Annotated in this window: 26 protein-coding genes; 10 read left to right on the top strand and 16 right to left on the bottom strand. The window is 68.5% G+C overall.

Annotation, left to right across the window (positions count from 1 at the left end; all coding sequences use genetic code 11):
- Positions 1-79 precede the first annotated feature (79 nt).
- From NM203_RS02950 to NM203_RS02920, 7 genes are all read right to left on the bottom strand, one after another.
- Complete coding sequence (locus tag NM203_RS02950; RefSeq protein ID WP_255058109.1) at positions 80-769, bottom strand: recombinase family protein; 690 nt, start codon at positions 767-769, stop codon at positions 80-82.
- Between the two features lie 33 nt (positions 770-802).
- The gene (locus NM203_RS02945) at positions 803-955 is read right to left on the bottom strand and encodes a hypothetical protein (RefSeq protein WP_255058108.1); all 153 of its coding nucleotides are present in this window, start codon (positions 953-955) and stop codon (positions 803-805) included.
- A gap of 7 nt (positions 956-962) precedes the next feature.
- Positions 963-1,454: a flagellar hook-length control protein gene (locus NM203_RS02940; protein ID WP_255058107.1), complete on the bottom strand. Its 492-nt coding sequence runs from the start codon at positions 1,452-1,454 to the stop codon at positions 963-965.
- Complete coding sequence (locus tag NM203_RS02935) at positions 1,451-1,942, bottom strand: hypothetical protein (RefSeq protein ID WP_255058106.1); 492 nt, start codon at positions 1,940-1,942, stop codon at positions 1,451-1,453. The genes NM203_RS02940 and NM203_RS02935 overlap by 4 nt, the downstream gene beginning before the upstream one ends.
- Positions 1,943-2,591: 649 nt before the next feature.
- The gene (locus NM203_RS02930) at positions 2,592-4,349 is read right to left on the bottom strand and encodes an AAA family ATPase (protein WP_255058104.1); all 1,758 of its coding nucleotides are present in this window, start codon (positions 4,347-4,349) and stop codon (positions 2,592-2,594) included.
- A 136-nt stretch (positions 4,350-4,485) separates the two neighbouring features.
- Positions 4,486-4,704, bottom strand: a complete 219-nt coding sequence (locus NM203_RS02925; RefSeq protein WP_255058103.1) for a MerR family transcriptional regulator — start codon at positions 4,702-4,704, stop codon at positions 4,486-4,488.
- 177 nt (positions 4,705-4,881) lie between these two features.
- On the bottom strand, positions 4,882-6,045 hold the full coding sequence (locus NM203_RS02920; protein WP_255058102.1) for a tyrosine-type recombinase/integrase: 1,164 nt from the start codon (positions 6,043-6,045) through the stop codon (positions 4,882-4,884).
- Between the two features lie 794 nt (positions 6,046-6,839).
- Between NM203_RS02920 and NM203_RS02910 the strand changes: the two genes are divergently transcribed.
- Complete coding sequence (locus NM203_RS02910; protein WP_255058100.1) at positions 6,840-7,415, top strand: hypothetical protein; 576 nt, start codon at positions 6,840-6,842, stop codon at positions 7,413-7,415.
- Between the two features lie 149 nt (positions 7,416-7,564).
- Here NM203_RS02910 and NM203_RS02905 read toward each other — a convergent pair whose 3' ends face one another.
- Positions 7,565-10,171: a PEP/pyruvate-binding domain-containing protein gene (locus NM203_RS02905; RefSeq protein WP_255058099.1), complete on the bottom strand. Its 2,607-nt coding sequence runs from the start codon at positions 10,169-10,171 to the stop codon at positions 7,565-7,567.
- 236 nt (positions 10,172-10,407) lie between these two features.
- Complete coding sequence (locus tag NM203_RS02900; protein ID WP_255058098.1) at positions 10,408-11,052, bottom strand: MmpS family transport accessory protein; 645 nt, start codon at positions 11,050-11,052, stop codon at positions 10,408-10,410.
- 173 nt (positions 11,053-11,225) lie between these two features.
- On the opposite strand from NM203_RS02900, the gene NM203_RS02895 reads away from it, so the two are divergent.
- The 9 genes from NM203_RS02895 to NM203_RS02855 all read left to right on the top strand — a co-directional run bounded on the left by NM203_RS02895 (position 11,226) and on the right by NM203_RS02855 (position 18,159).
- On the top strand, positions 11,226-11,858 hold the full coding sequence (locus tag NM203_RS02895; RefSeq protein WP_255058097.1) for a cutinase family protein: 633 nt from the start codon (positions 11,226-11,228) through the stop codon (positions 11,856-11,858).
- Positions 11,859-11,941: 83 nt separating this feature from the next.
- On the top strand, positions 11,942-12,130 hold the full coding sequence (locus NM203_RS02890; protein ID WP_255058096.1) for a hypothetical protein: 189 nt from the start codon (positions 11,942-11,944) through the stop codon (positions 12,128-12,130).
- Positions 12,131-12,365: 235 nt separating this feature from the next.
- The gene (locus NM203_RS02885; RefSeq protein ID WP_255058095.1) at positions 12,366-13,340 is read left to right on the top strand and encodes an alpha/beta fold hydrolase; all 975 of its coding nucleotides are present in this window, start codon (positions 12,366-12,368) and stop codon (positions 13,338-13,340) included.
- Entirely contained in the window at positions 13,340-13,513 is a 174-nt protein-coding gene (locus NM203_RS02880) for a hypothetical protein (RefSeq protein ID WP_255058094.1), read from the top strand. Before NM203_RS02885 ends, NM203_RS02880 begins: the two co-directional genes overlap by 1 nt.
- 26 nt (positions 13,514-13,539) lie before the next feature.
- Entirely contained in the window at positions 13,540-14,064 is a 525-nt protein-coding gene (locus tag NM203_RS02875) for a M15 family metallopeptidase (RefSeq protein ID WP_408633291.1), read from the top strand.
- Positions 14,065-14,118: 54 nt separating this feature from the next.
- Positions 14,119-14,943, top strand: a complete 825-nt coding sequence (locus tag NM203_RS02870; RefSeq protein ID WP_255058093.1) for a DeoR/GlpR family DNA-binding transcription regulator — start codon at positions 14,119-14,121, stop codon at positions 14,941-14,943.
- On the top strand, positions 14,940-16,475 hold the full coding sequence (locus NM203_RS02865) for a xylulokinase (RefSeq protein ID WP_255058092.1): 1,536 nt from the start codon (positions 14,940-14,942) through the stop codon (positions 16,473-16,475). The genes NM203_RS02870 and NM203_RS02865 overlap by 4 nt, the downstream gene beginning before the upstream one ends.
- Positions 16,472-17,509 carry a zinc-dependent alcohol dehydrogenase gene (locus NM203_RS02860; RefSeq protein ID WP_255058091.1) on the top strand — a complete coding sequence of 346 codons (1,038 nt, stop codon included), beginning with the start codon at positions 16,472-16,474 and terminating at the stop codon, positions 17,507-17,509. Before NM203_RS02865 ends, NM203_RS02860 begins: the two co-directional genes overlap by 4 nt.
- Entirely contained in the window at positions 17,506-18,159 is a 654-nt protein-coding gene (locus tag NM203_RS02855) for a class II aldolase/adducin family protein (protein ID WP_255058090.1), read from the top strand. The genes NM203_RS02860 and NM203_RS02855 overlap by 4 nt, the downstream gene beginning before the upstream one ends.
- 137 nt (positions 18,160-18,296) lie before the next feature.
- On the opposite strand, the gene NM203_RS02850 is transcribed toward NM203_RS02855, so the two are convergent.
- The 7 genes from NM203_RS02850 to NM203_RS02820 all read right to left on the bottom strand — a co-directional run bounded on the left by NM203_RS02850 (position 18,297) and on the right by NM203_RS02820 (position 25,811).
- The gene (locus NM203_RS02850) at positions 18,297-19,340 is read right to left on the bottom strand and encodes a substrate-binding domain-containing protein (protein WP_255058089.1); all 1,044 of its coding nucleotides are present in this window, start codon (positions 19,338-19,340) and stop codon (positions 18,297-18,299) included.
- Positions 19,341-19,402: 62 nt separating this feature from the next.
- On the bottom strand, positions 19,403-20,437 hold the full coding sequence (locus tag NM203_RS02845; RefSeq protein WP_255058088.1) for an ABC transporter permease: 1,035 nt from the start codon (positions 20,435-20,437) through the stop codon (positions 19,403-19,405).
- The gene (locus NM203_RS02840; protein WP_255058087.1) at positions 20,434-21,969 is read right to left on the bottom strand and encodes a sugar ABC transporter ATP-binding protein; all 1,536 of its coding nucleotides are present in this window, start codon (positions 21,967-21,969) and stop codon (positions 20,434-20,436) included. Before NM203_RS02840 ends, NM203_RS02845 begins: the two co-directional genes overlap by 4 nt.
- The gene (locus NM203_RS02835; protein WP_255058086.1) at positions 21,966-23,003 is read right to left on the bottom strand and encodes an NAD(P)-dependent alcohol dehydrogenase; all 1,038 of its coding nucleotides are present in this window, start codon (positions 23,001-23,003) and stop codon (positions 21,966-21,968) included. The genes NM203_RS02840 and NM203_RS02835 overlap by 4 nt, the downstream gene beginning before the upstream one ends.
- On the bottom strand, positions 23,000-23,686 hold the full coding sequence (locus NM203_RS02830) for a beta/alpha barrel domain-containing protein (RefSeq protein ID WP_255058085.1): 687 nt from the start codon (positions 23,684-23,686) through the stop codon (positions 23,000-23,002). Before NM203_RS02830 ends, NM203_RS02835 begins: the two co-directional genes overlap by 4 nt.
- Entirely contained in the window at positions 23,683-25,176 is a 1,494-nt protein-coding gene (locus tag NM203_RS02825) for an FGGY family carbohydrate kinase (RefSeq protein ID WP_255058084.1), read from the bottom strand. The genes NM203_RS02830 and NM203_RS02825 overlap by 4 nt, the downstream gene beginning before the upstream one ends.
- The gene (locus NM203_RS02820; RefSeq protein WP_255058083.1) at positions 25,173-25,811 is read right to left on the bottom strand and encodes an SIS domain-containing protein; all 639 of its coding nucleotides are present in this window, start codon (positions 25,809-25,811) and stop codon (positions 25,173-25,175) included. Before NM203_RS02820 ends, NM203_RS02825 begins: the two co-directional genes overlap by 4 nt.
- Positions 25,812-25,929 lie beyond the last annotated feature (118 nt).

The following is a 25,929-nucleotide window of genomic DNA, read 5'->3' as shown; positions in this document are numbered from 1 at the left end:
ATGCAGAGGCACGGTCAACGGCGACCAACCGCCGAAGCGGTGCGCAGGGATCATCGGTCTCCTTCTCGGGGCAGCAGGTTCACGCCTCCGCTCGCTTGTGGATTCGGGCGACCGTGTTGGGGAACCACTTCGACCCGCCCTGGCCGGTCGGGGTGCCGTCGGCGTTCAGGCCGTCGGCGATGGTTGCCCACGTCGCCCCCGCGGCGCGTTCGCGGGCGATGCGGGCCACCACCGACGGCGGCACGGTGGTTGGGCGACCGAGCCGCACACCCTGCGCCTTGCGGACGGCCAGCGCCGCCTTGGTCCGGTCGCTGATGAGGCCGCGTTCCAGTTCGGCCACGCTGCCCATGATCTGCGTGGTGAACCGTCCCGCCGCCGTGCTGGTGTCCACGGTGCCATCGACGGCGACGACCACGCCGCCCGCGCGTTGGGTGCGGTCGAGCACGTCGAGCAGGGTGGGCAGGCTGCGCGCCAGGCGGTCGGACTTGGCCACCATCAACACCGCCGCCTGCGCCGACTCCACGGCGTCGAGCGCGGCGGTGAGGCCGGGCCGGGCGTCGATGGCCTTGCCGCCGCCGATGCCCTCGTCGGCGTGCCACCCGACGACGGTCCAGCCCCGGCGGTCGCACTCGGCGGCGATGGCGGCGCGCTGCGCGTCGAGTCCGGCACCGCTGGCCGCTTGCTCCTCGGTGGACACGCGGACGTAGGCGACGACGGTGCCGACGGGCGCGGTCTGGACGCGACGGCGGCGGGTGCGGGGTGCGGTCATGCCGCCATCGTATAACGCAAATGACCGTTTGGGTTAAAGACTGTCGCCCGTCATCGCATCGAGTGCCGCCGCCGCGCCTTCGAGGCGGGCGCGTTCGGTCGCGGTGGCCTCCAACTCCCCGCGCTCGATGGCTTCGAGGATCAGCCTGAGTTGGCGTGCGGTCGTGGCGATGTCGGCGCGCTTCATGGCGTGGTCAATCCCGTCGGGTGTTGCCCGCCAGCCACGCGGCTGTCGGGTCGTAGTGGTCGGGCCGGGGCGATGTCGGCACGGGGTGGACCACGGCGACCACTGCCGGCTCGTCGGCGATGTCCGGCACGGCTGCGTCGTCGGCGTCGTCGGACGGCACCGTCTCGGGGTCGTGCGCCACGCTGACGAGCGGAACCGGGTCAGGCGGGGTGTCGGCAGGGGCGGGCGTGCTGACCGCTTCACCGGCCCGTTGGCGCGCGACGGCCAACCACTCGGCCAGTTCGTCGGCGGGCACGCCGTCGAGGGCGAGTACCTGGCGGGCGATGTCGCATTGCAGCGACCATGCGGGGTCGTCCGGCCCGACGACGGTGCCGACCATCTCGCGCAACTCCGCGACAGCCTGGTCCTGCAACGCGGTCGGCGACAACGCGCCCTCTGCCACGTCGCGCGCGATGGATGACGCGGCCTTGATGGTGTCCTCGGGGGTCACGGTCGTCATCGTTCGATCTCCTCAACGGCGGCGTCGATGATGTTGCCGCCGATGGCGTTCTGCGGCGGGCGGTTGGCGACCAGCGCCAGCAGTTCGGACTCCATGCGGTCGATGATGGCGGTGGCGTCGTGGGTCACGTTCACGTCCACCTCGGTGCGGGCGGGCGCGTAGACCCCGGCCATCTTGGCTCGTTCGGTGACGATGCCCCGTAGCTCCTTGCTGTACCCGAGGGCGGTGTCGTCGTCGCCGTCCTCGATGGCGTGGAGGTAGCGGCTGAAGTTGCGCCGTTGCAGTAGTTGCAGCGCGCCGTCGTGCCGGGCGCGTGCCTGTTCGACGGTCTCAGCCGGGGCCGCGTCGTCCAACCGCTTCACCGCCAGTTGCGCGGCCTGGCGGCTGCGGTACCCGAGCGCGTCGGCGATTTCCTGCCACGTCGCCCCCGTGAAACTCATCCGCGCCGCCTGCTCGGCACGGTGCCGCGCTTCGAGTCGGTTCGTCATGGTCAACATCTTGTCAACAAACCGCGCCGAGGAGAATGCCGACTTTTACGGGGTTAAGCCGTTGCGGTGCTGGGCAATTCGCGGCCACCGCCCCGGTCGGGTGTGCTGTGGTCAGGGTCCACCGCCGCCCTGCATCACCGCCGCCGGGTCCACCGCCACCGTTCGGTCCACCGCCACCGTTCGGTCCACCGCCCCGCCCGCCGTCACCGCGCCCGCCGGATGTGGCGGACAGGTCGATGTTGGTTTCGACGGCCACCCTCCAATACCGGCCCTCTCGGGTGCGTCCCGCTATCCCTATAGCGGGGCCGCGAACACCCGCGAAGTGGGAACTGTTCATCGGCAAAACCGCGAACATCCGCGAACCCCAGGTCAGAGGGCATAAACCAGCGTTATCGGCATTGCCGCGAATGCCGCGAACCCCGGTTTCGCGGCTCACTTCGCGGTGACCCGGTGCCGCGAAGTTGCACCCCTCTGACCTGCGCAAACGCTGATTCGACGCGGGCCGGGTGGTCGCTGTTCGCATGATTCGCCTCTGTGGTTAATGTTTGGAATGCCGCTGACCAGGTGTTCGCGGACTGGTGGCTAAGTTCGTGGCTATGCCGCGAAGTTTGACGCCAACGCTGTGAACTGCATGTTCGCTGTAGCCCGCTCAGTCGCCGGGCGGCGGTGTATCGGGCGGTGTCGGGGCGCCCGTCTGCGCCGACTTCCCGCCGCGCCTCCGCGCCGTCAGGTCGACCACCTCGGCGCTCACGTCGGTGGGGCCGGTGTCGTCGGCTGCGGGCTTCGGCGAGTAGGTGCGCCGCCCGTTGGTGGGGTTGACGTGTTGGGTCACCAGTCGCCCGTAGTTGTCCTTGGCCAGCCTCGCCAGGTGGGTGGCCACCGCGTCCTTGCCGAGTTGGCACCCGCGCGCCTGGGCACGGCGGGTCACCTCCGCAGGCGAGAGCGGGCCGTCGTCGGCGTCGTTGACGACCGCCACCAGAATCTTGTCGTCCTGGGTGAGCGCCGCCGCCACCTTGTCGGCGGTCTCCTCCATCGTCAGCGGGTCGCGCGCGGTGGCCACCAGGGTCGTGTAGCCGTACCCGGCCCGGCCCTCGGTGGGCGGCATCGTCCCGCCCACCTTCTCGACCTTCACCGGGTAGCGCGTGCCGGTCGCCTCGGACTTGTGCTTGTCGATGCGAAACTCAGCCTCGTTCGGCCCGGTCGCCTTCTGCACCACCGTCGCGTCGGTGTCGTCGCGCCCCACGCTGGACCCTCGGGCGTGGTCCTGGCCGCGCGCGGTGTGGTGGATCACGATGACCGCCGCGTTGGCCCTCATCGCCAGGTTCTGGGCGTTGGCCAGGGCCGCGCCGATGTCGGTGGACGAGTTCTCCTCGATGCCCTTGGTGGCCTTGCGCTGGGTGTCGAACACGATGAGCTTGATGCCGCGCGCCTTCACGAACTCGACCAACTCGGCCATCCACTCGTCGTCGGCCAACTGCACCACGTCGTCCCAACCGAGGAGGTCCAGGCTGGCGATGTCGAGCCCGGCGCGCTGGCACCACGCGGCGACATCCGCGCCCATGCCGTAGTGGCGGCGTTCGGCGCAGAAGTACAGCACCGGGTGTTTCTGCGGCACTTTCAGTTGGTGGGTGAAGTCGCGCCCAGCCGCCACCGAGCACGCCAGCGCGAGCACCGTGAACGTCTTGTAGGTGCCGCCGTCGCCGACCCAATGGGTGACCGTCTGCTCGTAGATCAGCCCGTCGATGAGGGTGCCGGTCGGCGGGTCGTTGGCTATGTCGGAGACGTGGCGGATGACCTCGGCCAGGGGGTGGCGCGGGGTCGCCATCGCCGCCGCTTTCCGACGCACCTGCGCGCGGTGGTACTCGCGGATCGCCGCCGCCTCGATCTTCAAGGCACCGATCTCGTCGGGCGTCAGGTCCGACAGCGCGGCGAGGTGGGCGTCGGTCGCGCCCGCGTTCACGGCCTTGTCGCCGCTGAACATCATGTCCGGCGTGTCTTTGACCGGATCGCGCCCGGCGTTGCGGCGCGCGATGTCGGCGGCGAGTGCGCGCGCCCACGGCTCGGTGCGCCCATCGAGAGCCCGCACCGGGTAACGGCGAGACGCCCACCGTCGCAGCCGTTTCTCGCTGGCCTCCTGCACCTTCGCAGCGGCGGCGTGCTTGGCGTTGACCGACGGCCTGTTGTACGGGTTGTAACCGTCGTCGCCGGGGCGCAGGCCGTTCACGTCGGTCTTGCCGTCGTCGTCGCCGGTGTGCGCATCGCCATCCCGCCGCAGCCGGGCGGTGGCCTTGCCGAACTCGGCGGGCATGGCGGCGAGGAGGTCGTCGGCACGGCTGCGGTGGCCGTTGGCGGTGGCCCCGGCGGCGGCATCGGCGCGGTTGCCGCCGGGGGAGGTATTCTCGGTCATGTCTCCTACTTCGTGGCGATGGGGAGTCCTTGGAAGTGGTGCCGCACCGGCACATCGCGGGCGAGGCCAAGCACGCGGCTGGTGCGGCATCACCGCGTTACGGTTATGTGCGCGTTGACTTTTGGTGTGCGGCCACTCACCGCGCAGCCTGAATCTCCACAGGAATCACCGGGCGCAGCAGCGCGTTGACATCGGCGACCTTGACCCGCATCGCGCTGCCGGGCTTGTCGCTGATCCGGTAGGCGGGCAACTCGCCGCTGGCGATTTTCTCGCGGAACGTGTAGATCGAGTAGCCGGTGCGGGCGGACGCCGACCGCAGCGATTCGTACTCGGGGATGGTGGCGGTGCGGGACATAACGGGTCTCTCCTCTGACCTCGCCGTAACCGAGTAGAGCCGGTTGGCCCTCTCGGGTAGGGCGGGCACAGTTCCGCCGAAACCATCACGAATATAGCGCGGGTTCGTGAGGTTGCGCCACATTCCGCGCGGAACACGCCGAACCGAATTGCGTTGGGCGACTGACAATCCCGACGTTTACGGGTTTGTCGCGGCTAGCGCGGAAAGTTTGTCGGCCAGCGCGGCGGCGCGGCCCTCCGCGGTGTGTTGGTAGCGCATCGACATGTTCGGCGACGTGTGGCCGAGCCGGTCCATCAGTTCGCGCAACGTCGCGCCAGTCTGCGCGGCCATCACGCCCGCCGCGTGGCGCAGGTCGTGGAAGTGCAACTGCGGCTGCCCGATTGCCTCGCGCGCGGCCTCCCACGCCGTGCGGAACCGCTTCTCCCCCGCGAACGACCCCGTGGACGGTTCGGTGAACACCAGCGCCTCGTCGCCCTCGGCGGTGTGGCGGTCGAGGTGGTCGAGGACAGCGGGCCGGACGTGTGGCGGCACCGACACCAAGCGCCGCGACTCGCGCGTCTTGGTCGGCCCCACCTCGAACTTGCCCTCCCGGTACGTCACCGCGCGTTCAATGCGCACCGTGGACCCGTCGGCGGCGATGTCGCAACGGCGCAACGCGAACACCTCCCCCTTGCGCAGCCCGCACCACCCGGCCAGCAGAACGGCAAGACGGGCGTCGTCGGGCATCGCGGCCACCAACTCGGTCAGTTGGGCGGCGTCGAGCAGCACCACCGAACGCTTGGCGTGCTTCACCTGTGCTGCGCCCTTGATCCGGCACGGGTTGCGGTCGATGAGGTCGTCGGCCACAGCGGTGTTGAAAACGCCGTTGAGGACCGCGTACGCCTGCGCGTTGCGGGTGTCGTGCTCGGTGCCCAGCCCGGCGAACCATGTGCGGACGTGTTCGGGCGTAATCTCGGCCAGCCCGAGGTCGCCGAGGGCCGGGAGGATGTGGTTGTCGAGGTGGCCCCGGTAGTTGTCGCGGGTGCGCCGGGCCAGCTTGGTCTTGTTGTCCAGCCACGTGTTGGCGTAGGTGCGCAGCGTCAGCTTCTCGGCCTGCCTGCGGGCGGCTCGTTCGGCGGGTGGCGTCCACTCCCCCGGTCGTCGCCGGTCGAGGTCGATCAAGTCCTCCTCGGCCTGTAGCCAGTGCCCCGCGCTGCTCTTGGTCGGGAACGTGGCCAACGCCTTATAGACCGCGGCGTTGTGGAGGTAGGACGCCTGCCAGCGGCCCGAGGGTAGCTGGCGCATCCGCCCGAACGACCGCCGCGTGCGCTCGGCCTTCGCCGCCGTCCTCTGACCCGCCATGCTCTACTCCCGTCGCCGTGCAATCTCCGTGCAATAGTGACCATAGCGGAACCCGACAGAACCTCACGGTTCGCAACGTCGAAACTAGCTGGTAGATGCAGGTATTCGAGTGTTTGGCATGGTCACCGGCAATATTGCACGGTACTCGTCGGCTAATTCGAATCCTGCCGGGGGCACCAGGCACATACACGTATCGCAGTTGGCCTTCGTTGCCGTAGCGGGGGCACAACGCCACGGCGTCTCCCTGCCGCTGTAACAGCGCGACCGCACCCGCCAAGTTCTCGCGCGATACCGGCAGCGCCATGGCCGCCGGAGAGTTCATCGTCATTGACCGGTGTTAGCGGTCGAAACCGATCATGAATAGACCCTCGCCCTACGCCAACTTAGAGGAAAAATACCCTACGGGGCATGGTTCTGAGAGCATTACGATTGCGCGATGACGGGACCTTTGATGTCGGGGGCAGAACGGAGCACAGTGGCCGGGGAACAGCGCGCCGCTGGGTCGCCGCCGCACGACGACAGGCGCAACGGGGCGGGATCCGTCGCGGCCTGGGTGGGCATCGTCGCCGGTGTCGTGTTCATCGTCGCTGTGGTGTTCTTCTCCGGTTTTTTCATCGGGAGGAGCTCATCCGGCAGTTTCCGTGTCGGATACCACCAGCCGGGGATGATGATGGGCCCAAGTCAGATGGGTCCTGGCCAGATGGGTCCTGGCGGAATGACGGGACCGGATCAGTGGCCAACGACGACGGCTCCCACTACACCACGGCCATAGGCCGCTGCCGAGTGAGGTTGTGATGGCGCAGTCGATGAATCGCCGAACGGCGCTTGCTGCGTTGGGCGCGTTGGCGGCGGGCAGTGTTCTAGGCGTTGGATACGTCATCCGCAACATGTTCGAACCGCGGACGCCGGACCTCCGGCTCACCAACGGGCCCGGCGACGGCGGCATGATGGGCGGGCCAGCGGACATGCGGGTCTATATGGACATGTTCGCTCGGCACAATGAGATCAGGCGCACGGTGGAAGAAATTGCAGGTGGCGTGCGCACCATCACCGAATCGGATTCGCCCGACCTTACTGCTCAATTACAGGCGCACGTATCGAGCATGTACTCCCATATCGGCCAGGGCGAGGAGGTCATGTGCATGAGCCAGACCCTGCCGACCCTCTTCCGAAACGCAGGCGGCTACCGACGCCAACTCACGCTCACCCCGACGGGAGTGATTGCCGAGGAAACGGCAGACGATCCCAACCTGATAGAAGTGATCCGCGCACACGCCCGCGAGGTCACCGGCTTCGTCCGCGACGGGATGCCAGCGATGATGCAGGGCATGATGGGACCCGGCGGCATGATGGGACCGCCCCACTCTTGATGTGCTTCTAGGCGTACGCAGAGCCAGGGCAGCGGCGACCAACTGCCGAAGGAGGTGCGCGGGGATCATCGGGTCTCCTTCCCTGGGCGGCGGATTCACGCCGCCCGCCCCAAACACCCATCGCCCCAGTTCGTTTGACCGCGTAAACGCTATGAGCGGCTTAGGCCCCGACTCGGTTGTCGGCCCGCCGTGACCGACTCGACACCCTGCCCCTCGTCACTAGTCGGTTCGATCAACGTGATGCGCCCCGCGGTGCCATCGACGCGGACGCGCTGTCCGGTGTGCAGTCGTGTCATCGCGTCCGTGATCCCGGCCAGCGCGGGGATTCCGTACTCGCGGGCGACCAGCGCGCCGTGCGACACGACCCCACCGACCTCCATCACCAGGGCCCCAGCGAGCAGGAACAGCGGAGTCCAGCCCGGATCGGTGCTGGCCGCCACGAGGACCTCGCCGGGCTGCAACGTCGCACCCACCGGAGAGTCCAGCACCCGAACCACGCCTTCGTACACACCGGGTGAGAGCGGGGTCCCGACCAACATGCGGTTCGTGTCGTCGGACGAAGTTGGGGCCGAAGCGTAGACGGCCTCACCGTCACTGGTCAGCACGCGGGGCACGAGGCGGCGGGCAAGTTCACGCCGAAACGAGCGACGGTTGGCCCGCGCGAGTGCGCGCAGGTCGCGCGGGCCGCCCGCCAGCGCGACGCGCACGTCGGCGCCGTCGACGAAGAACACGTCGTCGGGGTCGTCGAGAAGTCCTCGATCGACCAGTGTTGCGGCGCAGCGCTTCAGCGTGCGCCGACCAAGGGCCATCGCGCGCACCATGTCGAACTTCGGCCGCTCGCGCAACCCGCCGAGCTCGGTGTGGCGGCCGAGAAGGTTCTTGAGGATGGCGGCCCGAAGCGGGCCTCGTATCCGCCTGACGTCGGCGACCAGTTCGGCGGCTGCGGTGCGGGACTGCTCGGCTCCGGCCTCGAAGGTGTCCAACTCACCGGAGCGCTGGTATCCGTTGATGAGTTCCACCACGTACGTCGGATCGTCGGTGAGCCGCGGCAGACCGAGGTCGACTTCCCGGTCCGGCGCGCGATGACCGAAGGTGGCCAGGAACTCCGCGACACCCGGGCTGCCCGGTGACGGCTCGATGCCTGCGGCCGCGTGATCGCGCGCCAGCCGGGCCAGCGCCGCGCCCATGGCGATGGTCGGGTCGTGCGGCAGCCAGCGCACCACCGGGTCGAACCCCTGCGACGACCCGAGCCAGCGCCGCACCGATCGCTGGATGACGACTCGTGTCAGCCACTCGGCGTACGCGGCAGCCAGTTGGCGCAACATCATGTCGCAGGTCGCCGCGGGCAGCACGCGTTCCACGAAGTTCAGCTGCTCCTGCGGGGTGGACAGCCCGATGGCGTGCGCGTCGAGGCGCGCTATGGCGCTGTCGGCACCGGCGATCAGTCGTCGACGAGCGCGTGCGGGGGCGACAAGGGAGGCCGTGACATCCAGCAGTAGCGAGGGAATCCAGCGGACCAGCCCGCAAGGAAGCGTCGGCCCGTTCGGCTGTGGCAGGCGATCGTTGTTCTGCGACAACCACATTCGTAGCGCTTCACTCCCCGTCGGATCCTTCAGCCTGAAGTTGGCCACCAGCCGCGCCGCTACTCGTGGACGCTGTAGCACTGCGGTGGCGTCAAGGAACAAGCGGTCCGCCACGATCGGCAGGAAGGCGGGCGCTTCGTCGATCTCTCCGGGTCGCTGCCCGGAGATCCAGAATCGAAACCAGCCGCTGACCATCGCACGGAAGAACGTATTGCCCGCGGGTGTCATCGGTTCGGCGATGCCCTGGGCGAAGAGCATGACCGGCAGATACACGCGTAAACCGGGGACCGTGGCCGGCGGTATCGGAAACGGGGATGTGATGGGCCGGGACTGCAGCAGCCAGCACCGCCCGTCGTGCACAGCCCACTCGATGTCCTGTGGGGTCCCGAACAGACGGGCGGAACGCGTCGCCAGGTCCATCAGGGTGTCGAGGTGCTCGGGAACCAACAGGGCGCGGGCGGGCCGGGTCAGTACCTCGCGCGTGGGAGCGTCGATGATCCAGCGCTCCGGCGTCATTCCCCCACCCACCACCGCTTCGCCGAGCCCGGCTGCGGCCTCGATGACGACGTGATCCCGCCGCCCGGACACCGGATCAGCGGTGAACAGCACACCCGCCACTTCGGCGGGCACCATCTGCTGCACGACGACGGCAACCGAGATGTTCTCGTGCCCGATCCCCTGGTCGCGTCGATATGCAATCGCTCGCGCAGTCCAGAGTGACGACCAACATCGCCGAACCGCGTCGCAGAGGGCCTCAGCGCCAACGACATTGAGCAGGGTGTCCTGTTGTCCGGCGAAGCTGGCCTCGGGTAGGTCCTCGGCGGTCGCCGACGACCTGACAGCCAGGGGACAGTCGCCGAGTGTCGTACCGGCCGCTGCGAGCCGGTTGCGCACTCCGGGGGACATCGGCGCCGACTCGAAGGCGCGGCGCAGGCGCGACGATGCAGCGTCGACGGTGTCCGGATCGCCGATGTCAGCGAGCTCACGCTGGATGACCGCGTCGAGGCGGTGTTCCTCGACGAACTCACGGTAGGCCGCGGTCGAGACCACGAAGCCCGCCGGCACCGGCAAGCCCGCACGCGTCAGCACTGCCAGATTGGCTCCCTTGCCTCCGGTGCGATCTGGATCGGTGGCATTGGAGTCGGTCAGCCGACAGATCATCGCGTCGGTCATGGCGTGCAACGTACCCATCCGACGATGTCGTCGACAGGGCCGGAAGTCCCTCAGCTGCGGTGGGCGTGCACACGGCGCCTGAGCGCGGCGCGAGTGGTGCGCCGACAGGGTCTCGCGGCCAACGTCTTTCGCAAACTGTGACGCGCGAACTCCCTTGAGCACGCGGTCGTTGACGTGGTAGCCGTACGTCGGCCGCGCTCAGATCAGACCGAAGCACCCACCGCGGCCGCACGACCTCACTGATCGACGACGCACAACCCGTCACTGCCATTGGGCTTGTCCGCCCGAACCACCCCGTCGACGGTGATGCGGCAGCCGGGGTTCGATTCGAGGTCTCCGCCGGGTACCACAGCGATCTCGAGCAGCTGGCCGGGGGCGCTGGGCACGGTCTTGGTGAACGGCAACGACACGTTCTCGAGCCGGATGCCGCCCGGCTCGATGTTGATGGTCAGTGCCGTCCCCGAGCCCTTGACCTCGTACGTGATTCCCTTGGGCGCCCCCGGCGTCGGCTCGTCGGTGTCGCCGAAGGACATGTCGCTGATATCGGCGACGCAGTGCGCATCGGCTCCGACCGGCTTCTCGACGATGACGCTTCCGTTGATCTTGATCCGGCAGCCGGGGTTCACGTCCGTGCTCCCGACGACGACGACCTGCAGCAGAGTCGTCCCCGACGGGAGCGGCACGGTGCGCGAGAACGGCAGCGGCGCATCGAAGATCGTCCCGCCGGCCGGGGAGGGATCCAGGTCGATGGTGGTCGCCGACCCGGACCCGAACGCCTCGAACGTGACCTGCGGCGGCGCGGCTGCCGCCGGCGGCGCCACCGACACGACGCTTGCCGCGAGCAACACAGCGAACGTCGGTACCGCCATCAATTTCGTCAACCCGTGCATGACACTCCCCCAGCTCTTCCTGTGGATCGAGATGAATGTCTGAATATTAACGTCGCGACCCGGCAAAGGAATGGGTAGTTTCCCTACTCTTTCGGCGGCTGACCTGGGAAAAAGGACGCACCGCCGCGACGTAACGGTCGCCGCTTCGACGCCGAAGAGTCGTTATGGGACCTTCCGCGATAACACCAACCGCGCGCCGCGTCCTCACCCTGGTGGCCGCTCCACTCCTCGCCACCGCTGCGGTGATCGCCCCGGCCATATCGACAGCACCTCCGATTCCCACCGCATCGGCGTCCTGCCCCGACGTCGAGGTGGTGTTCGCACGCGGCCGACAGGAGCCGCCCGGCGTCGGTCAGATCGGCGATGCACTCGTCAATGCGCTGCGCTCGCAGACCTCGTTGTCCGTCGGGGTCTACGGCGTCAACTACCCCGCGGACTTGAGCGCAGCCAGCGGCGCTGACGACATGCGCGCCCACGCGCAATCCATGGCGAGCAGTTGTCCGAACACGCGCCTGGTTCTCGGCGGCTACTCCTTGGGGGCCACGGCGGCCGATCTGATGGCCCGAGGCGGGGTTTCGTCGAGCGCGAACCGGCAGATCGCGGCGATCGCACTGTTCGGTAACGCCGGTAAGCGTCTCGGACCGGCCCCTGCCTTCGCCGGACGGACGATCGATCAGTGCGCGGACGGCGACCCCATCTGCGGGCGGGGAATCGACTGGCCGTCGCATCTGCAACCGTCGTATCTCAGCTCCGGCCTGATCGATCAGGCCGCCAGCTACGCCGCCGGAAAGCTTTAGCGGCACCCAGAATTCGCCAAGTTTTCGTCAAGCAGCGCCCTGCAGGCTTCCTCTCAACAGCCACACTTGACGAGGAGCTCACCATGCAGAACACCACACGATGGACCGTCACCACGTCGCGCGGCTGCCGCGTCGACGGCATCGCGAGCGAGAACGACGCCCGGCAAGCCGTACGGATGCTCGGCTACGCCTCCGCGATCAGCCCCTACAGCTGGAGCGTCGTGGACAACTACGGCCAGACCTTCATCGCCGAGTTACGGCGCGCCGGCTAGCCCGTCAACCGTCGCACTCCTTTCCTCCCGAACCCGCCGCACTCGTGCGGCGGGTTCGCGTTATGTTTCTGCTGTACAACACTTCTCACGCTTGTCCGCGAACAGCGGCGCGCTGCGGACGGCAAGGCCATCCGTGCCCGACTAAAGCACAGCGCGAACACCGAGAGCAAGCCAAGAATTCGTCAAGTAGCAACCGGCAGTCTTCTCTCAACAACCCACCTGAGAGGAGTCCACGATGCAGAACCACACCCGGCCAAACCTTCGGCCGGTAACCGGAGACGCGGAGCCCACCCTGCACTTCCGCACCATCCACGGCCACCGCCGCGCGTACCGCATCGCCGGCTCCGGGCCAGCGCTCCTGATGATCCACGGCGTCGGTGACGACTCCGCCACCTGGAGCACCGTCCACGCCCAGCTCGCCCAGCGCTTCACCGTCATCGCGCCGGACCTGCTCGGTCACGGCGAATCGGACAAGCCGCGCGCCGACTACTCGCTGGCAGCCTTCGCCAACGGCATGCGCGACCTGCTCACCGCGCTCGGCATCGATCGTGTGACGGTCGTCGGCCACTCCCTCGGCGGCGGTGTCGCGGCGCAGTTCCTCTACCAGTACCCGCAGTTCGTCGAGCGCGTCGTCCTGGTCGCCGCGGGCGGCGTCACCACCGACGTGAGCCCCGCACTCAAGTTGGTCGCGATGCCGATGGGCGCCGAGGCACTCGCCGCGCTGCGCATCCCCGGCGCGGTACCCGCCCTGCGGCTCTTCGGTCGCGCCGCCAAAGCCGTGCTGGGGTCCACCCCGGTCGGTCGTGACATCCCCGACCTCCTGCGGGTCATCGAACGGCTCCGCGATCCCGCCGCCCTGTCGGCGTTCTCACGCACCCTGCGCAGCGCCGTCGACGGTCACGGCCAGTTCGTCACCATGCTCGATCGGAGCTACCTGGTGGACGTCGTTCCCAAGCAGATCATCTGGGGTCGGGACGACATGGTCATCCCCGTCAGTCACGCCCGAATCGCTCACGACGCCATGCCCGGTTCCGAGCTCGAGATCTTCGAGGACTCCGGCCACATGCCGCACCACGACCACCCCGACCGCTTCGTCGCAGCCGTCGAGCGGTTCATCGACTCGACCGCACCGGCCGATTACGACCAGCACGTCATGGCGTCGCTGCTGCGCAACGACCCACCCGTCTACGCGGTTTCGCGGGGTGCGTGATGTGGAGCGTCACGACCTCCCGCGGATCGCGGGTCGACGGCATCAGGTGCGAGAACGACGCCCGCCGCGCCGTCCACATGCTCGGAGTCACGTCGATGATCGGCCCCTACAGCTGGAGCGTGGTGGACAACCTCGGTCAGTCCTTCGTGGCGGAGTTGCGACGGGCCGGCTGAACCATCAGGGTGACGGCGGTAGCGTGGTGGGCTTGAGAACGCTTCGCGACGTCGTCATCGGTATCAGCGCGGTACCGGTCGCGCTGCTGCTCACAGCGGCGCCGGCCGTCGCCGTTCCCGGCGACGGGTATCTGCCGGCCGGTCAACTGCTCAGCCCCTTCGACCCGTCGACGCCGGCGGTCAACCGCCTCGATCCCGCGCTGCTCGACGCGGTGCGGCAGGCCACCACCGCTGCCGCCGTCGACGGCGTCACCATCGGTCTCACGTCGGGGTGGCGCTCCCCAGAGTTCCAGCGACAACTGTTCGCCGATGCCGTCGTCCAGTACGGCAGTGCCGAGATCGCCGCGCAGTACGTCGCCTCTCCCGAGGTCTCCAAACACGTCACGGGCGAGGCCGTTGACATCGGCCCGACCGACGCGGACAACTGGCTGCTCGCCAACGGCCAGCGCTTCGGGCTGTGCCAGATCTACGCCAACGAGATCTGGCATTTCGAACTCGCCTCCGCGTACGGCGGCGCCTGCCCGCCGTTGCGGCCGAATGCGGCGGGCTAACCAACATCACACCTGATCTGTTATCTGTGTGATGTTTCGTGTTAGGTTACGCACGTGGCCACCCCGACTCGAGCGAGCAGTCACGAGCACCGGCGCTCCGAGATCGCCGAGTTCGTCCGGACTCGGGGTGTCGCCCGCATCGACGAACTCGCCGACCACTTCAACGTCAGCACCATGACCATCCACCGCGACCTCGACCAACTGCACGCCCAGGGCAGGCTGCGCAAGGTCCGCTCGGGGGCTGAAGCACCGCCGAGCGAGGCGTTCGAACGCAATATCGACCTACGCAAAGCGCTCAACCTCGCCGAGAAGCAGGCCGTCGCCAGGGCCGCCTTCGACTGGGCCGCCAGCCGGGTCGACATGCAGGCCGTCGCGATGGACGACAGCACCACCGCACTGCACCTGCTGCCCACTCTCCTCGGACACCTGCCGCTGACGGTCGTCACCAACTTCCTGCCCGCGATCAACGAACTGTCGACCGATCCCGGAGTCCGCCTCAACGCCATCGGCGGCGACTACGTTCCCGAGTTCTCCTCGTTCGTCGGACCGCAGTCGGTCCGCGCGCTTCGCGACATGCACTACGACGTGCTGTTCATGTCGGTGCCCGCGGTCTCGCGCGGGATGTGCTTCCATCCGTCCAGTGCCGCAGCCGATCTCAAGCGGGCGTTCATGGACAGCGCCGAACTGCGGGTGCTCATGGTCGATCACACGAAGGTGGCGCGGCGCGCGATCCACCGCATCTGCGACCTCATCGACTTCGATGCCGTCGTGATCGACGACGGCATCGACGCCGACGAACTCACCCGCCTCGAAGACGGCGGCGCCAACGTCGTCGTCGCCCCACGCGACACCACCCCAACGGACGGAGAGCGACGATGACGTCACCGCTCGTGATCGCGGTCGACTGTTCGACGACGGCCGCCAAGGCCATCATCGTCGACGGCAAAGGGCAGCACGTCGGGTCGGGCTCCGAGCCTCTCGAGACCCGCAGCCCGGCGCCGCACTGGTTCGAGCAGCACGCGCCGGACTGGTGGCGGGCCACCGATCGCGCAGTTCAGCAGGCGCTCAACGAGATCGGCGATCGCCGCGCGGTGGCGGCCGTCTGCGTGACCCACCAGCGCGAGAGCTTCGTCTGCCTCGACGCCGATGAGACGCCCATTCGGCCGGCGATCCTGTGGATGGACGGCCGTGCCGACGCCGAGGCCCGGCGATACGGCACCGAGCGGGTGGAGCTGTTGTCGGGCAAGCCCGCCGACATCACACCCGGCCTCTACAAGCTGCTCTGGTTGCGTGACCGCGAGCCCGACACGCTGGCGCGCTGCCGCCGCGTTGCTGACACTCACTCGTACCTGGTGCACGCCATGACGGGACGCTGGGTCTCGAGCACCGCATCCGTCGATCCGCTGGCGCTGCTCGACCAGGCCACCGGCGACTACAGCGACGAGCTACTCGAACTCGCCGGGCTGCAGCGCGATCAGCTTCCCGAGCTGGTACCGACCGGAACGTCGCTCGGGCCACTGCGAGCCGACCTCGCCGACGCGTGGGGTCTGCGGCCCGACGTCACCGTCGTGGCGGGCACCGGCGACGGCCAGGCCGCCGGGATTGGGCTGGGTGTGACGGATCCCGGAGTGGCGTACCTCGTCCTCGGCACAGCCGTCGTGATCGGTAGCGAGACCACGTCCTACCTCCCCTCTCGCGCGTATCGGTCGATGGTCTCCGCGATGCCGGGGCAGACCACCGTCGAAACCTTCAGTTCCTCCGGCACGTTCCTGTCGACGTGGTTCCGCCGCGAATTCGGTGACCTGGATCTGGCAGGCGCCCCCGACCCCGCCCTGGAACGCGCTGCCGCCGCGGTCCCCGTGGGCAGCGAACGGCTGCTCACGCTGCCCTACTGGAACGGTGCGCAGACGCCGCACTGGGACGGTCGCGCATCCGGCATGACGCTGGGGTGGCAGGGCTGCCACACCCGCGCCCACTTCTACCGATCGCTGCTGGAGGGCATCGCACTCGAACTGCGTTCGCAGCTCGACGGTTTGGAGCGGGCTCGCGGTCAGCGCGTCGACGTGATCCGCGCGATGGGCGGCGGTGCCCGCAGCCCGCTGTGGACCCAGATCCTGGCCGACGTCTTCGACCGCCCCCTCGAGGTGTGCGCGTCAGGAGAGGTCAGCGCTCTCGGCGCCGCTGCGATCGCCCTCGACACGATCGGCGAGTACCCGTCGCTCCCCGAGGCCGCGTCGGCCGTCGCCAGGACCGACGCGATTGTCGAACCGATTGCGCGAAACGCCGCCCAGTACAAGGCGCTTCGGTCCGTCTACACGCGGGTCTTCGACGAGGCCCGCGATCTCCTGCACACCCTGCACGACCTACCGGACCTCCCATCATCCGACCAAGCACGAGGAGACCAATCATGAGAGCGGCCATGTTCTACGGCCCCGGCGAGCTACAGCTCGAGGACGTGGCCTCCACCGAACCCGCTCCCGGCGAGGTGCTCGTCGAAGTGAAGGCGGCCGCCACCTGCGGCACGGACCTCAAGTCGTACCGGCGCGGCCACCCCAAGCTCTTCCCCACCCTGCCGTCGCGATTCGGACACGAGTTCGCCGGCGTCGTGACCGCCGTCGGGGACGGTGTCGACACGTTCGCCGTCGGCGACCGCGTGACCGCCGCCAACACCGTGCCGTGCGGCTACTGCTGGGCGTGCATCCGCAACCGCGAGAGCCTCTGCGAGAACCTCGAATTCCTCAACGGCGCGTTCGCCGAGGAGGTCGTCATCCCGGCGGCGATCGTCGCGCGCAACACATACAAGCTGCCCGACGACCTCGACTTCGCCGATGCCGCCCCGTTGGAGCCACTGGCCACCGTCGTGCACGGCATGGCGGAAACCGGAATCGAACTCGGCGACACCGTCGTCGTGCACGGAGCCGGTCCGATCGGTCTCATGTTCGTGCGGCTGGCCACCCTGCGCGGCGCCAACGTCATCTCCGTCGACCAGTCGCCGTGGCGACTGCAGGAGGCGATCAAGGCCGGTGCGGTCGACACCGTCGACCTGTCCGATGTCGCGGACTTCGAGGATCGCGTCGCACTGATCAAGAACCACACCCCGTTCGCCCGCGGAGCCGACGTCGGAATCGAGGCCGTCGGCCTGCCACAGGTCTGGGAGCAGACCGTCCGCACGTTGCGCCCCGGTGCCACGGCGGTGCTGTTCGGCGGAACACCCAAGGGCGCACCGTTCTCCGTCGACTCGAGCGCGATGCACTACGAGGAGTACACGCTCAAGGGCGTCTTCCACCACACGCCGAACTACGTCCGCACCGCCGTCGAACTACTGGCGAGCAGAAAGGTCGACGGCTCCATGCTGGTGACCGAGCGCCGACCGCTGGACGCCCTGGTGGCGAGCCTCGAGGACATGGCCGCGGGCCGCGGCTCCAAGTACATCCTCGAGCCATGAGGCTGGGTGACGAGCGGCAGCAGGTCGTCGACGCGTGCCGCCATCTCAGCAGGTCGGGTCTCGTCGTAGGCACCGCGGGCAACGTCTCCATTCGGGTCGACGATCTCGTCGTGATCTCACCGAGTGGCGTCGACTACGAGGCGATGTCGGCGGGAGACGTCGGAATTCACGACCTCGACGGAAACGCTGTCGAGGCCACGCTGGAGCCCTCCAGCGAGCTCGCGCTGCACCTCGCGGTGTACGGGGCGAGTGAGCACACGGCCGTCGTGCACACGCACGCCCCCGCGTCGACCGCGCTCTCGACCGTCGTCGACGAGGTGCCCGGATCGCACTACTACACGGCGCTATTCGGTGGCACCGTTCGGGTAGCGCCGTACGCAGGCTTCGGCACACGGCAGTTGGCGGACAACGTGACCGCCGCCCTGCGGGACCGCACCGCGGCGCTGATGGGCAACCACGGCGCCGTGCTCACCGGGCAGGCACTCCCGAAGGTTCTCGACCGGGTGCCCTATCTCGAGTACATCTGCGACGTCCAGCTGCGCGCGATGGCGAGCGGGGCCCCCGTGCGGGTTCTGGACGACGAGGAACTGGCCGACGTCGCCCGCCGACTCTCCGGGTACGGCCAGCAAGCCGGCTCAGCCTCCCGCTGAGCAGTCCGCCGGCCGGTCCGCGAGCGGACCGGCCGGCGGCTCCAGCAAAATCCCCTGAATCGCGAGAATTCAGGGGATTTTGTTGGAGCCGTTAGCGGCGAGCTTGCGAGTCGCTAACGGACTGCTCGCGCAGGAAACTACTGCGGCGCCGTCTGACCGGGGATGCCCTCGTAGGCGATGTCGCCGGTCTCGAGGTTCTTGGTCGTCAGCTCGCTGAGCCCGTCGAGGAACTTCTGCCGCTCGGTGACGACGTGCTCGATCGCGACGTCGACGTTGTCCTTGGTGATAGCGGGCATCACGTACACCGGCTTGGTGTCGACCTGCTCGCCCTTGGCCAACGCGTTGGCAACAGCCAGGCCCGCCGACAGTTCGACGGTGCCGTTCTGCAGCGAGGTGCCGATGAACTCACCGCTCTTGACGGCGTTCAGACCGTCCTCGATCCCGTCGATACCGACGATCGGCACCGTCTTGCCGGACTCCTTCAGCGCCTGCAGCGCACCGAGACCCATGTCGTCGTTCTCGGAGACGACCGCGTTGATCTGGTCACCGAAGCCGGAGATCCAGTTCTTCATCTTGTTGACGGCTTCGTCGCGCTTCCAGTTGGCGGTGTCCATCGCCAGGATCTTGATGTCGGGGTACTTGGCGAGCACCTGCTTGATGCCCTTCGTGCGGTCGATCTCGCCGGACTGCCCGAGCGGTCCCTGCAGCACCACGATGTTGCCCTTGCCGCCGAGGTGGTCGGCCATCATCTGCATCTCCTGCGCACCCGCGGCGACGTCGTCGGGCTGCACGCTCGCGGCGACGTCCGGATTGTTCAGCGCAGCGTTCACGGCTACCAGCGGGATGCCCTTGGACTTGGCGGTGGCGACCTGCGGGCCGAGCGAATCGGCCTGGATGGGGACGACGATGATGGCGTCGACGCCCTGGTTCACCATGGAGTCGACCTGGTTGGCCTGGGTCGACACGTCGAGATTGGCGGAGTTCCAGACCAATTCGATGTTGTTCGCCTTGGCGTAGGCCTCCATGCCCTCTTTACCCGCGGTGATGAACGAGCTCATGTCGTACACCGAGACGCCGATGCGCTTGGTGTCGGAGTTGGCCGTGGTGTCGCCCGCGCCGCAGGCGGTCAGGGCCAGCGCGCCGACCGAGGCGATGGCTGCGATCTTCGCAATGGATCTCATGGGTTCTCTTTCTCTTTCGATTGACACTGAATGTTCTGCAGCGCTGGGCTATCCGATTGGCGTCAAGTACGCCTCCTGGAGGACCACACGTCGACCGCGACCGCGGCGACGATCAGCACGCCCTTGATGACGTCCTGCCAGTACGCGGGCACGACCAGGATGTCGAGGCCGTTGTTCAGCGTCATGATCATGAACAGGCCGAGCACCGTGCCCCAGATGCTGCCGCGGCCGCCCATCAGGCTCGCCCCGCCGATCACGACCGCGGCGATGGCGTCGAGTTCGTAGCCCTGCCCGAGGTTCGGCGGACCGGAGATGACGCGCGATGCCAGCATTACACCCGACAGGCCGGCCAGCAGGCCGGAGAACGCGTACACGCTGAACAACACGTTCTTGGCGTTGATACCGGCGATCTCGGCGGCGTTGCGGTTGCCGCCCACGGCGTACACGCGCATGCCGTAGGAGGTGCGCTTCATGATGACCGCCAGTGCGACGATGCCGATGATCATCAACAGCACGGGGATCTGCAGGCCGAGGATCTTGGTGTTGGCGATCGAACCGAACTCGGCGGGCAGGCCGTTGATCGGCGCGCCACCGCCGATCACGTACGCCACGCCGGATCCGGCAGTCAAAGTACCCAGCGTCGCGATGAACGGCGGAACGTTGATGCGCGACACCAGGACCCCGTTGATGCAACCGAACGCGAGGCCGACCGCCATCGCCACGGTCACCGTCATCCAGACCTGGCCGGGGTTGGCCTTGGCCGTTGCCGCACCGGCCATCGCCGACACGGCGATCACGCTGCCGACCGAGAGGTCGATGCCGCCGGTGAGGATCACCAGCGTCTGCCCGAGCGCGATGAGTGCGAACGGCGCCGCCGCCACCAGGATGGTGATGAGGTTGTCGGGGGTGGCGAACCGCGCGCTCCGGTAGCTGAAGTAGGCGATCACCATCAGCACGATGATGACCATCGAGTAGCGCAGCAGGGTGTCCGAGATCCATTGCCGGGAGAACAGTTTCACCGGCTCGCCGGTGGTGGGTGACGCCACGATCGGCGCGGCCGACGGACCGGGCGGCTGCGCGTCGACGGGTGTGGTCATGATGCCTTCTCCTGATTCGGGGACGTGGGTTTGGCTTCGAGGGCGGTCGCCAGCCGGAACACCGACTCCTGGACCTCCGGATGGTCGAGCGCGTCTCGGTCGAGTTCGCCGACGAAAGCGCCGTCGCGCATGACGAACGCGCGGTGCGAGAGCCCGACGATCTCGGGCATGTCCGAGGACGCCATCACCACGGCCATGCCCTGGGCGGCGAACTCAGTGACGATGCGGTAGATCTCACTGCGCGCGCCGACGTCGACACCGCGGGTGGGCTCGTCGAGCAGCAGCACGTTGACGTCGCCGGTCAGCCAGCGGGCGAGCACGACCTTCTGCTGGTTGCCGCCGGACAGAGTGCCGACCTCCTGGCTCATCCCGTTGCTGCGCAACCGGACCGATGCCATCACGTCGGACACGGCCTTGGTGCGCGCCTTACCGCGCAGCCACCCGGCGACGGAGAACGCCGACAGCCGCGGCAAGGTGCCGTTGTCGAGCACGCTCATCGAGAGCACGACGCCGGACAGCTTGCGATCCTCGGGCACCATGGCCATCCCCGCGGTGATCGCGGCGGCCGGCTGATTGCGCTTGACGTGCTTGCCGCGCACCACGATCTCACCGGAACCCGAGTGCCGGGCACCGAAGATCGCCTCGAGCAGTTCGGTTCGTCCCGCGCCGACGAGACCTGCCAGCCCGACGATCTCGCCGGACCTGACGGTGAAGGACACCGGCTCGGTTGCACCGTCGACGTGAAGGTCCTTGACCTCCAACACCGTTTCCGTGGTGGGCTCCGGGCGATCGGGGAACAACGTGTCGAGTTCGCGGCCGATCATGGCCGTCACGATGTCGTCGTCGGAGACGTCGCCGATGCCCTTGTCGAGGATCAGCCCGCCGTCGCGCAACACCACGACGCGATCGGCGATGGCACGGATCTCGGCCATCTTGTGGGTGGTGTACACCATCGCGACGCCGTGCTCGCGCAGCTGCCGCACGATCTTGTAGAGCCCCTCGACCTCACGCTCGGAGATCGCCGATGTGGGCTCGTCGAGCATCACCACCTGCGCACCGGTGCGAGCGGCCTTGACGATCTCGACGATCTGGCGCAGACCGACCGGCAGCGTGCCCATCCGCGCTGACGGGTTGATGTCGACGCCGAACACGGCCAGCGCGTCACGCGCCTCGTCGATCATCGCGCGCCGGTTAAGGAACGGACCGACCTTGAGTTCCCTTCCTACGAAGAGGTTCTCGTAGACCGTCATGTCCTCGATCGACGCCAGTTCCTGGGGCACGATCGCCACGCCGTGCTTGACCGCGTCCTTGGTGTTGCCCGACGTCAGGGTGGTATCGCCGACGGCCACCTCACCTGAGTCGGCGGTGTACTGCCCGCTGATGATCTTCATCAAGGTCGACTTGCCCGCACCGTTCTCGCCGGCGAGGGCGGTCACAGTGCCCGGCTGCAGGTCCAGCGTGATGCCCTTGAGTACCGGCACGCCACCGAAGCTCTTGTGAATGTCGCTGCAGCGCAACAACGCCCCGGTCACGACGGCACCACGATCGACTTGAGGCTCTCGGGGTCGGTGTCGCTGTCGAGAGCTTCGCCCACGTGCTCGAGGTCGTAGCGGCCGGTCACCATGCCGTCGAGGTCGACGGCGCCGCTCGCCACCAGATGGATCGCGGCCGGCCAGGTGTCGGTGTAGCGGAACACCCCGGTGACGGTGATCTCGTTGTTCGCGATATGGCTCACGGGCAGTGCGTATTCGTCGGCGCCCATGCCGACCAGCACGACGTGGCCTGCCGGTCCGACGGCCTTGATGCCGCTGACGACGGCGACGGGCACGCCGGTCGCGTCGACGAACGCGTCGACGGGTTCGATGGCGGTCACGTCGACGGCGGCGGGGTCGAGTACCTCGGTGGCGCCGAACTGCAGCGCCTTCTCGCGACGCGATGCGAGGAGATCGGTGACGACGATGCGCGACGCACCGAACGCGCGCGCCGCCTGGGCGCAGATGACGCCGATCGGTCCGGCGCCCGCGATGAGGATCGACGTTCCGGGCACCACGTGCGCCTTGCGCATCGTGGCGATCGCCACCGACAGCGGTTCGAGAAGTGCTGCGGCGTCGTCCGACATCGAGTCGGGCACCGGGTGGGCCATGTCGTCGTCGGTCAGCACGTACCGGCAGAAGGCGCCGTCGATCGGCGGCGTGGCGTAGAACTCCATGTCCGGGCAGAGGTTGTAGCGGCCGGCTGTGCACTGCTTGCAGCGTCGGCACGGGTGCTGAGGCTCGACCGCGACGCGCTGCCCGATTCGGCCGGCATCCACGCCGTCTCCGACGGCCGCGATCCGGCCCGACAGTTCGTGGCCGAGGATCATCGGCGCGTCGACGACGAAGTCGCCGATCCTGCCGTGTCGGTAGTAGTGCACGTCGGAGCCGCAGACCCCGACGGCGGCCACTTCGACGAGCACCTGGTGTGGACCGGGCGCCGGCACCGGCCGGTCCTCGATCTCCAGCGTGCGCACGCCCGTCATGACGCTGGCTCGCATGGTGGCGGGGGTCGGTTCGACCGAAGTGGTCATGTCGTACTCCTTGCTGTGCTGTTCACGGGACGCGGCGTCAGCAGCGCGCGCCCGACGACCATGGACTGGGCGCCCGCCGCGAGACAGAGCGGCGCAACGTCTTCGGTGACGCCGCCGTCGACGTGCACGGGCATGTCGGACGCGCAGGCGGACACGACGGCGAGCTGGCTCGGCCTGCAGGTGCCGGACGTGCCTGGTTCGATGAGCATCACCAGCGCGCCGTCCGGCTGAGCGGGCCACGCGGTCGAGCCGATGCCGTCCCACTCGTCCCACATCGCGATCCACGCGGCGCTGCCGACTCCCCGCACGGTCGCGGCGCGCTCCGCGGTGAAGGCGTGCCACGGCAGGAACACCCTGCCGGGCCTAGTCGAGAGCACCTCGGGCAGAGCGGTGTCCACGAATGCAGGCGACCCGATGAGGTGGACGCCGATACGCGAGCGCTGGACGGTCGCGGCGATCTCGCGGAGTTCGCCGAGACCGACCCCTGCGGGATGGCCTTCATCGCTCGCCATCAGGTCGACGTGTACGTCCAGACCGGCGTCGGCGAGCTCCCGCGCTGTGCGCACCCGTTCCGCGGGTGCCGCCGCGTACACCGATCCCGCCACGCGGCCGGGGAACCGGTCCCGCCATTCGGCGATGCGCGTCGCGCCGTGGCCGTCGATTCGCTCACAGGCGTCGCTCATGCGGACACCCCCGAGTCGAGGATGGGCGATGCGGCCAGTTCGGCCCACCGGTTGCGCAGCGCCGTCACATCGCGCGTGCGTGCGCGGGGCGAAACCCTCTGCCGCACAGCGGGTTGCCACGACTTCGCGAGATCGACCAAGCCGGCGACATCGGTCCTTGCGGCGACGGCAGCCGCCTGGATGCAGGCCCCGCGAGCGGTCGCCTCATCGGCGTCGAACACCAGCACCTCGTCGTCCAGCAGGTCCGCGAGCAGTTGCAGGGTGGCGGGCGAACGCGCGCCCCCGCCCACGACGGCCGTTACGCCGTCGAGGGTGATCCCGCAGCGGGACAGCTGATCCCGGCCGCTCATCAACGACAGCAGCGGCCCCTCGACGAAGGCGCGGGCCACCTCTTCGCGGGTGGTGTGGGAGGTCACGTCGGCGAGTGCACCGCGCGCATCGGGACGGTCGGGTTTGCGTTCACCGTCGAGGAACGGCACCAGGACCGGGCCTCTCGCGTCACCCGCGGCGAGCGCGAGGTCGGCGAGTCCGGTGTGGTCGGTGCCCAGCAGTCGTGCGGCGACGTCACCGACGCGCGCGGCGTTGAGCGTGCTGACCAACGGGAGGTACCCGCCCGTGAGATCGCAGACACCGTCGATCATTCCGCTGCCGTCGTAGACGGGGGCACGAGACGACGTGGCGATCACTCCGGAGGTGCCGATGCCGATGTACTGGTCGCCGTCCGTGAGGCCCAGTCCGAGATACGCGGCGTGCTGGTCACCCCCACCCGCGGCGACGAGGATGTCGGAACCGTCCAGCCCGAGGTCGGCGAGCGCCACCGGACGCACCCGGCCCGCCACCTGGCACGGGCCGAGCACCTCGGGCAGCATGGCGACCCAGTCCCGGTCGCCACCGGCGAGGGTCAGGTACTCCGGAAGCCACTCCCCCGGAACGGAATCGAAGTATCCGGTGCCGGACGCGTCGGAGCGGTCGGTGACGGCGGCACCGGTCAGCCAGAAGGTCAGGTAGTCGTGCGGCAGCAGCATCGTCGCCGCGCGGTCGAGGGTCGCGGGTTCGTGCTCGGCGATCCAGGCCACCTTCGCGATGGTGAACGCAGCCGTCGGCGTGGACCCGATACGGCGCAGCCAGGCGTCGGCACCGATCGTGGCCGTGAGTCGGGCGAGGTTCGGTGCTCCGGTGGTGTCGTTCCAGAGCTTGGCGGGTCGCAACGGCTGTCCGTCGTTTCCGAGCAGCACCAGGCCGTGGCACTGGGCCGCCACCGCCAGCGCGCGCACCTGTACCGGATCGGCGCAGCGGCGAAGCGCGTCGCGGGCGGCGTCGACGAAAGCCGTGATCCACGCCCGCGGGTGCTGTTCGCTGTTCGGCGGGAATGCGGGAGGGTGGGGCGCGGACCCGCGGGCGAGCAGGCGCCCGGATGCCAGTTCGCGGACCTCGACCTTGCACGACTGGGTGGAGGAATCGACGCCCAGGACAACGGGATTCACGCTCATACGCTCACCACCGGCGCCGTCGCGTCGCCCGCCGGGTGGCCGCGGTGCCCGACTCCACCGGCCGGGTGGCTGTCGACGACGTCGCGCAGGGTGTGTCCGCGCAGCGCCATCGCGACGACGGCGAGGGCGTCGCCCCACGCTCCGACGGCAAGCGTGCTCGCGAGCGCGATCATGTCGCCGGGGTCGGCATCCGGTGCGGTCGGCGGGAGCAGCGCGACGGTGCTCGCCGCACCGGTCAGCGGCGAATCGGCGTTCTCGGTCACCGCGACGACGTCGACCCCCCGTTCGACGAGGCGTCGGACGAGGTCGGCGAGTTCGGTGGACCGTCCCGTCTTGCTGATCGCGAGGACCAGATCGGACGCGGTGATCGCACCCATCCCGCCGTGCAGCGCGTCCATCGCGGGGAGGTACACCGCGGGCGTCCCGCACACGGACAGCAGGTGGGCCAGCCGCTCGGCCATGACGCCCGAAGTGCCCGACCCCGTCGTGACGACCTTGCCCGCGATGCCGAGGACCCGATGTGCGAGCGCGACGACACCCGCTTCCACGGCTCCGACCAGCGCCGCGACGGCCGCCGATTCCCGAGACAGCACGGAGCCGGCGAGTACCGCCAACTCGTCGTCCTGTCCGTTCACCGGCCGCCTCCTACGCTGTCGGAGTTCCCGCGCTCATCTGAGATACACACTGCTCATGTGATTGATTGTGATGTGGATCATCGTCTACGCTTCGCTCATATGTCAAGCCGTCGCGCTC

Origin of the sequence: Mycolicibacterium arenosum, assembly GCF_024320865.1 — a bacterium.
Lineage (GTDB): Bacteria > Actinomycetota > Actinomycetes > Mycobacteriales > Mycobacteriaceae > Mycobacterium > Mycobacterium arenosum.
Note: the sequence above shows the minus strand (reverse complement) of the source record. Positions and strands in the feature narration are given on the sequence as shown.

Excerpts from the sequence above, each read along its gene's own strand:
- NM203_RS02950 (WP_255058109.1), bottom strand. The coding sequence starts at position 769 with ATGACCGCACCCCGCACCCGCCGCCGTCGCGTCCAGACCGCGCCCGTC.
- NM203_RS02945 (WP_255058108.1), bottom strand. The coding sequence starts at position 955 with ATGAAGCGCGCCGACATCGCCACGACCGCACGCCAACTCAGGCTGATC.
- NM203_RS02940 (WP_255058107.1), bottom strand. The coding sequence starts at position 1,454 with ATGACGACCGTGACCCCCGAGGACACCATCAAGGCCGCGTCATCCATC.
- NM203_RS02935 (WP_255058106.1), bottom strand. The coding sequence starts at position 1,942 with ATGACGAACCGACTCGAAGCGCGGCACCGTGCCGAGCAGGCGGCGCGG.
- NM203_RS02930 (WP_255058104.1), bottom strand. The coding sequence starts at position 4,349 with ATGACCGAGAATACCTCCCCCGGCGGCAACCGCGCCGATGCCGCCGCC.
- NM203_RS02925 (WP_255058103.1), bottom strand. The coding sequence starts at position 4,704 with ATGTCCCGCACCGCCACCATCCCCGAGTACGAATCGCTGCGGTCGGCG.
- NM203_RS02920 (WP_255058102.1), bottom strand. The coding sequence starts at position 6,045 with ATGGCGGGTCAGAGGACGGCGGCGAAGGCCGAGCGCACGCGGCGGTCG.
- NM203_RS02910 (WP_255058100.1), top strand. The coding sequence starts at position 6,840 with ATGGCGCAGTCGATGAATCGCCGAACGGCGCTTGCTGCGTTGGGCGCG.
- NM203_RS02905 (WP_255058099.1), bottom strand. The coding sequence starts at position 10,171 with ATGACCGACGCGATGATCTGTCGGCTGACCGACTCCAATGCCACCGAT.
- NM203_RS02895 (WP_255058097.1), top strand. The coding sequence starts at position 11,226 with ATGGGACCTTCCGCGATAACACCAACCGCGCGCCGCGTCCTCACCCTG.
- NM203_RS02890 (WP_255058096.1), top strand. The coding sequence starts at position 11,942 with ATGCAGAACACCACACGATGGACCGTCACCACGTCGCGCGGCTGCCGC.
- NM203_RS02885 (WP_255058095.1), top strand. The coding sequence starts at position 12,366 with ATGCAGAACCACACCCGGCCAAACCTTCGGCCGGTAACCGGAGACGCG.
- NM203_RS02880 (WP_255058094.1), top strand. The coding sequence starts at position 13,340 with ATGTGGAGCGTCACGACCTCCCGCGGATCGCGGGTCGACGGCATCAGG.
- NM203_RS02865 (WP_255058092.1), top strand. The coding sequence starts at position 14,940 with ATGACGTCACCGCTCGTGATCGCGGTCGACTGTTCGACGACGGCCGCC.
- NM203_RS02860 (WP_255058091.1), top strand. The coding sequence starts at position 16,472 with ATGAGAGCGGCCATGTTCTACGGCCCCGGCGAGCTACAGCTCGAGGAC.
- NM203_RS02855 (WP_255058090.1), top strand. The coding sequence starts at position 17,506 with ATGAGGCTGGGTGACGAGCGGCAGCAGGTCGTCGACGCGTGCCGCCAT.
- NM203_RS02850 (WP_255058089.1), bottom strand. The coding sequence starts at position 19,340 with ATGAGATCCATTGCGAAGATCGCAGCCATCGCCTCGGTCGGCGCGCTG.
- NM203_RS02845 (WP_255058088.1), bottom strand. The coding sequence starts at position 20,437 with ATGACCACACCCGTCGACGCGCAGCCGCCCGGTCCGTCGGCCGCGCCG.
- NM203_RS02835 (WP_255058086.1), bottom strand. The coding sequence starts at position 23,003 with ATGACCACTTCGGTCGAACCGACCCCCGCCACCATGCGAGCCAGCGTC.
- NM203_RS02830 (WP_255058085.1), bottom strand. The coding sequence starts at position 23,686 with ATGAGCGACGCCTGTGAGCGAATCGACGGCCACGGCGCGACGCGCATC.
- NM203_RS02825 (WP_255058084.1), bottom strand. The coding sequence starts at position 25,176 with ATGAGCGTGAATCCCGTTGTCCTGGGCGTCGATTCCTCCACCCAGTCG.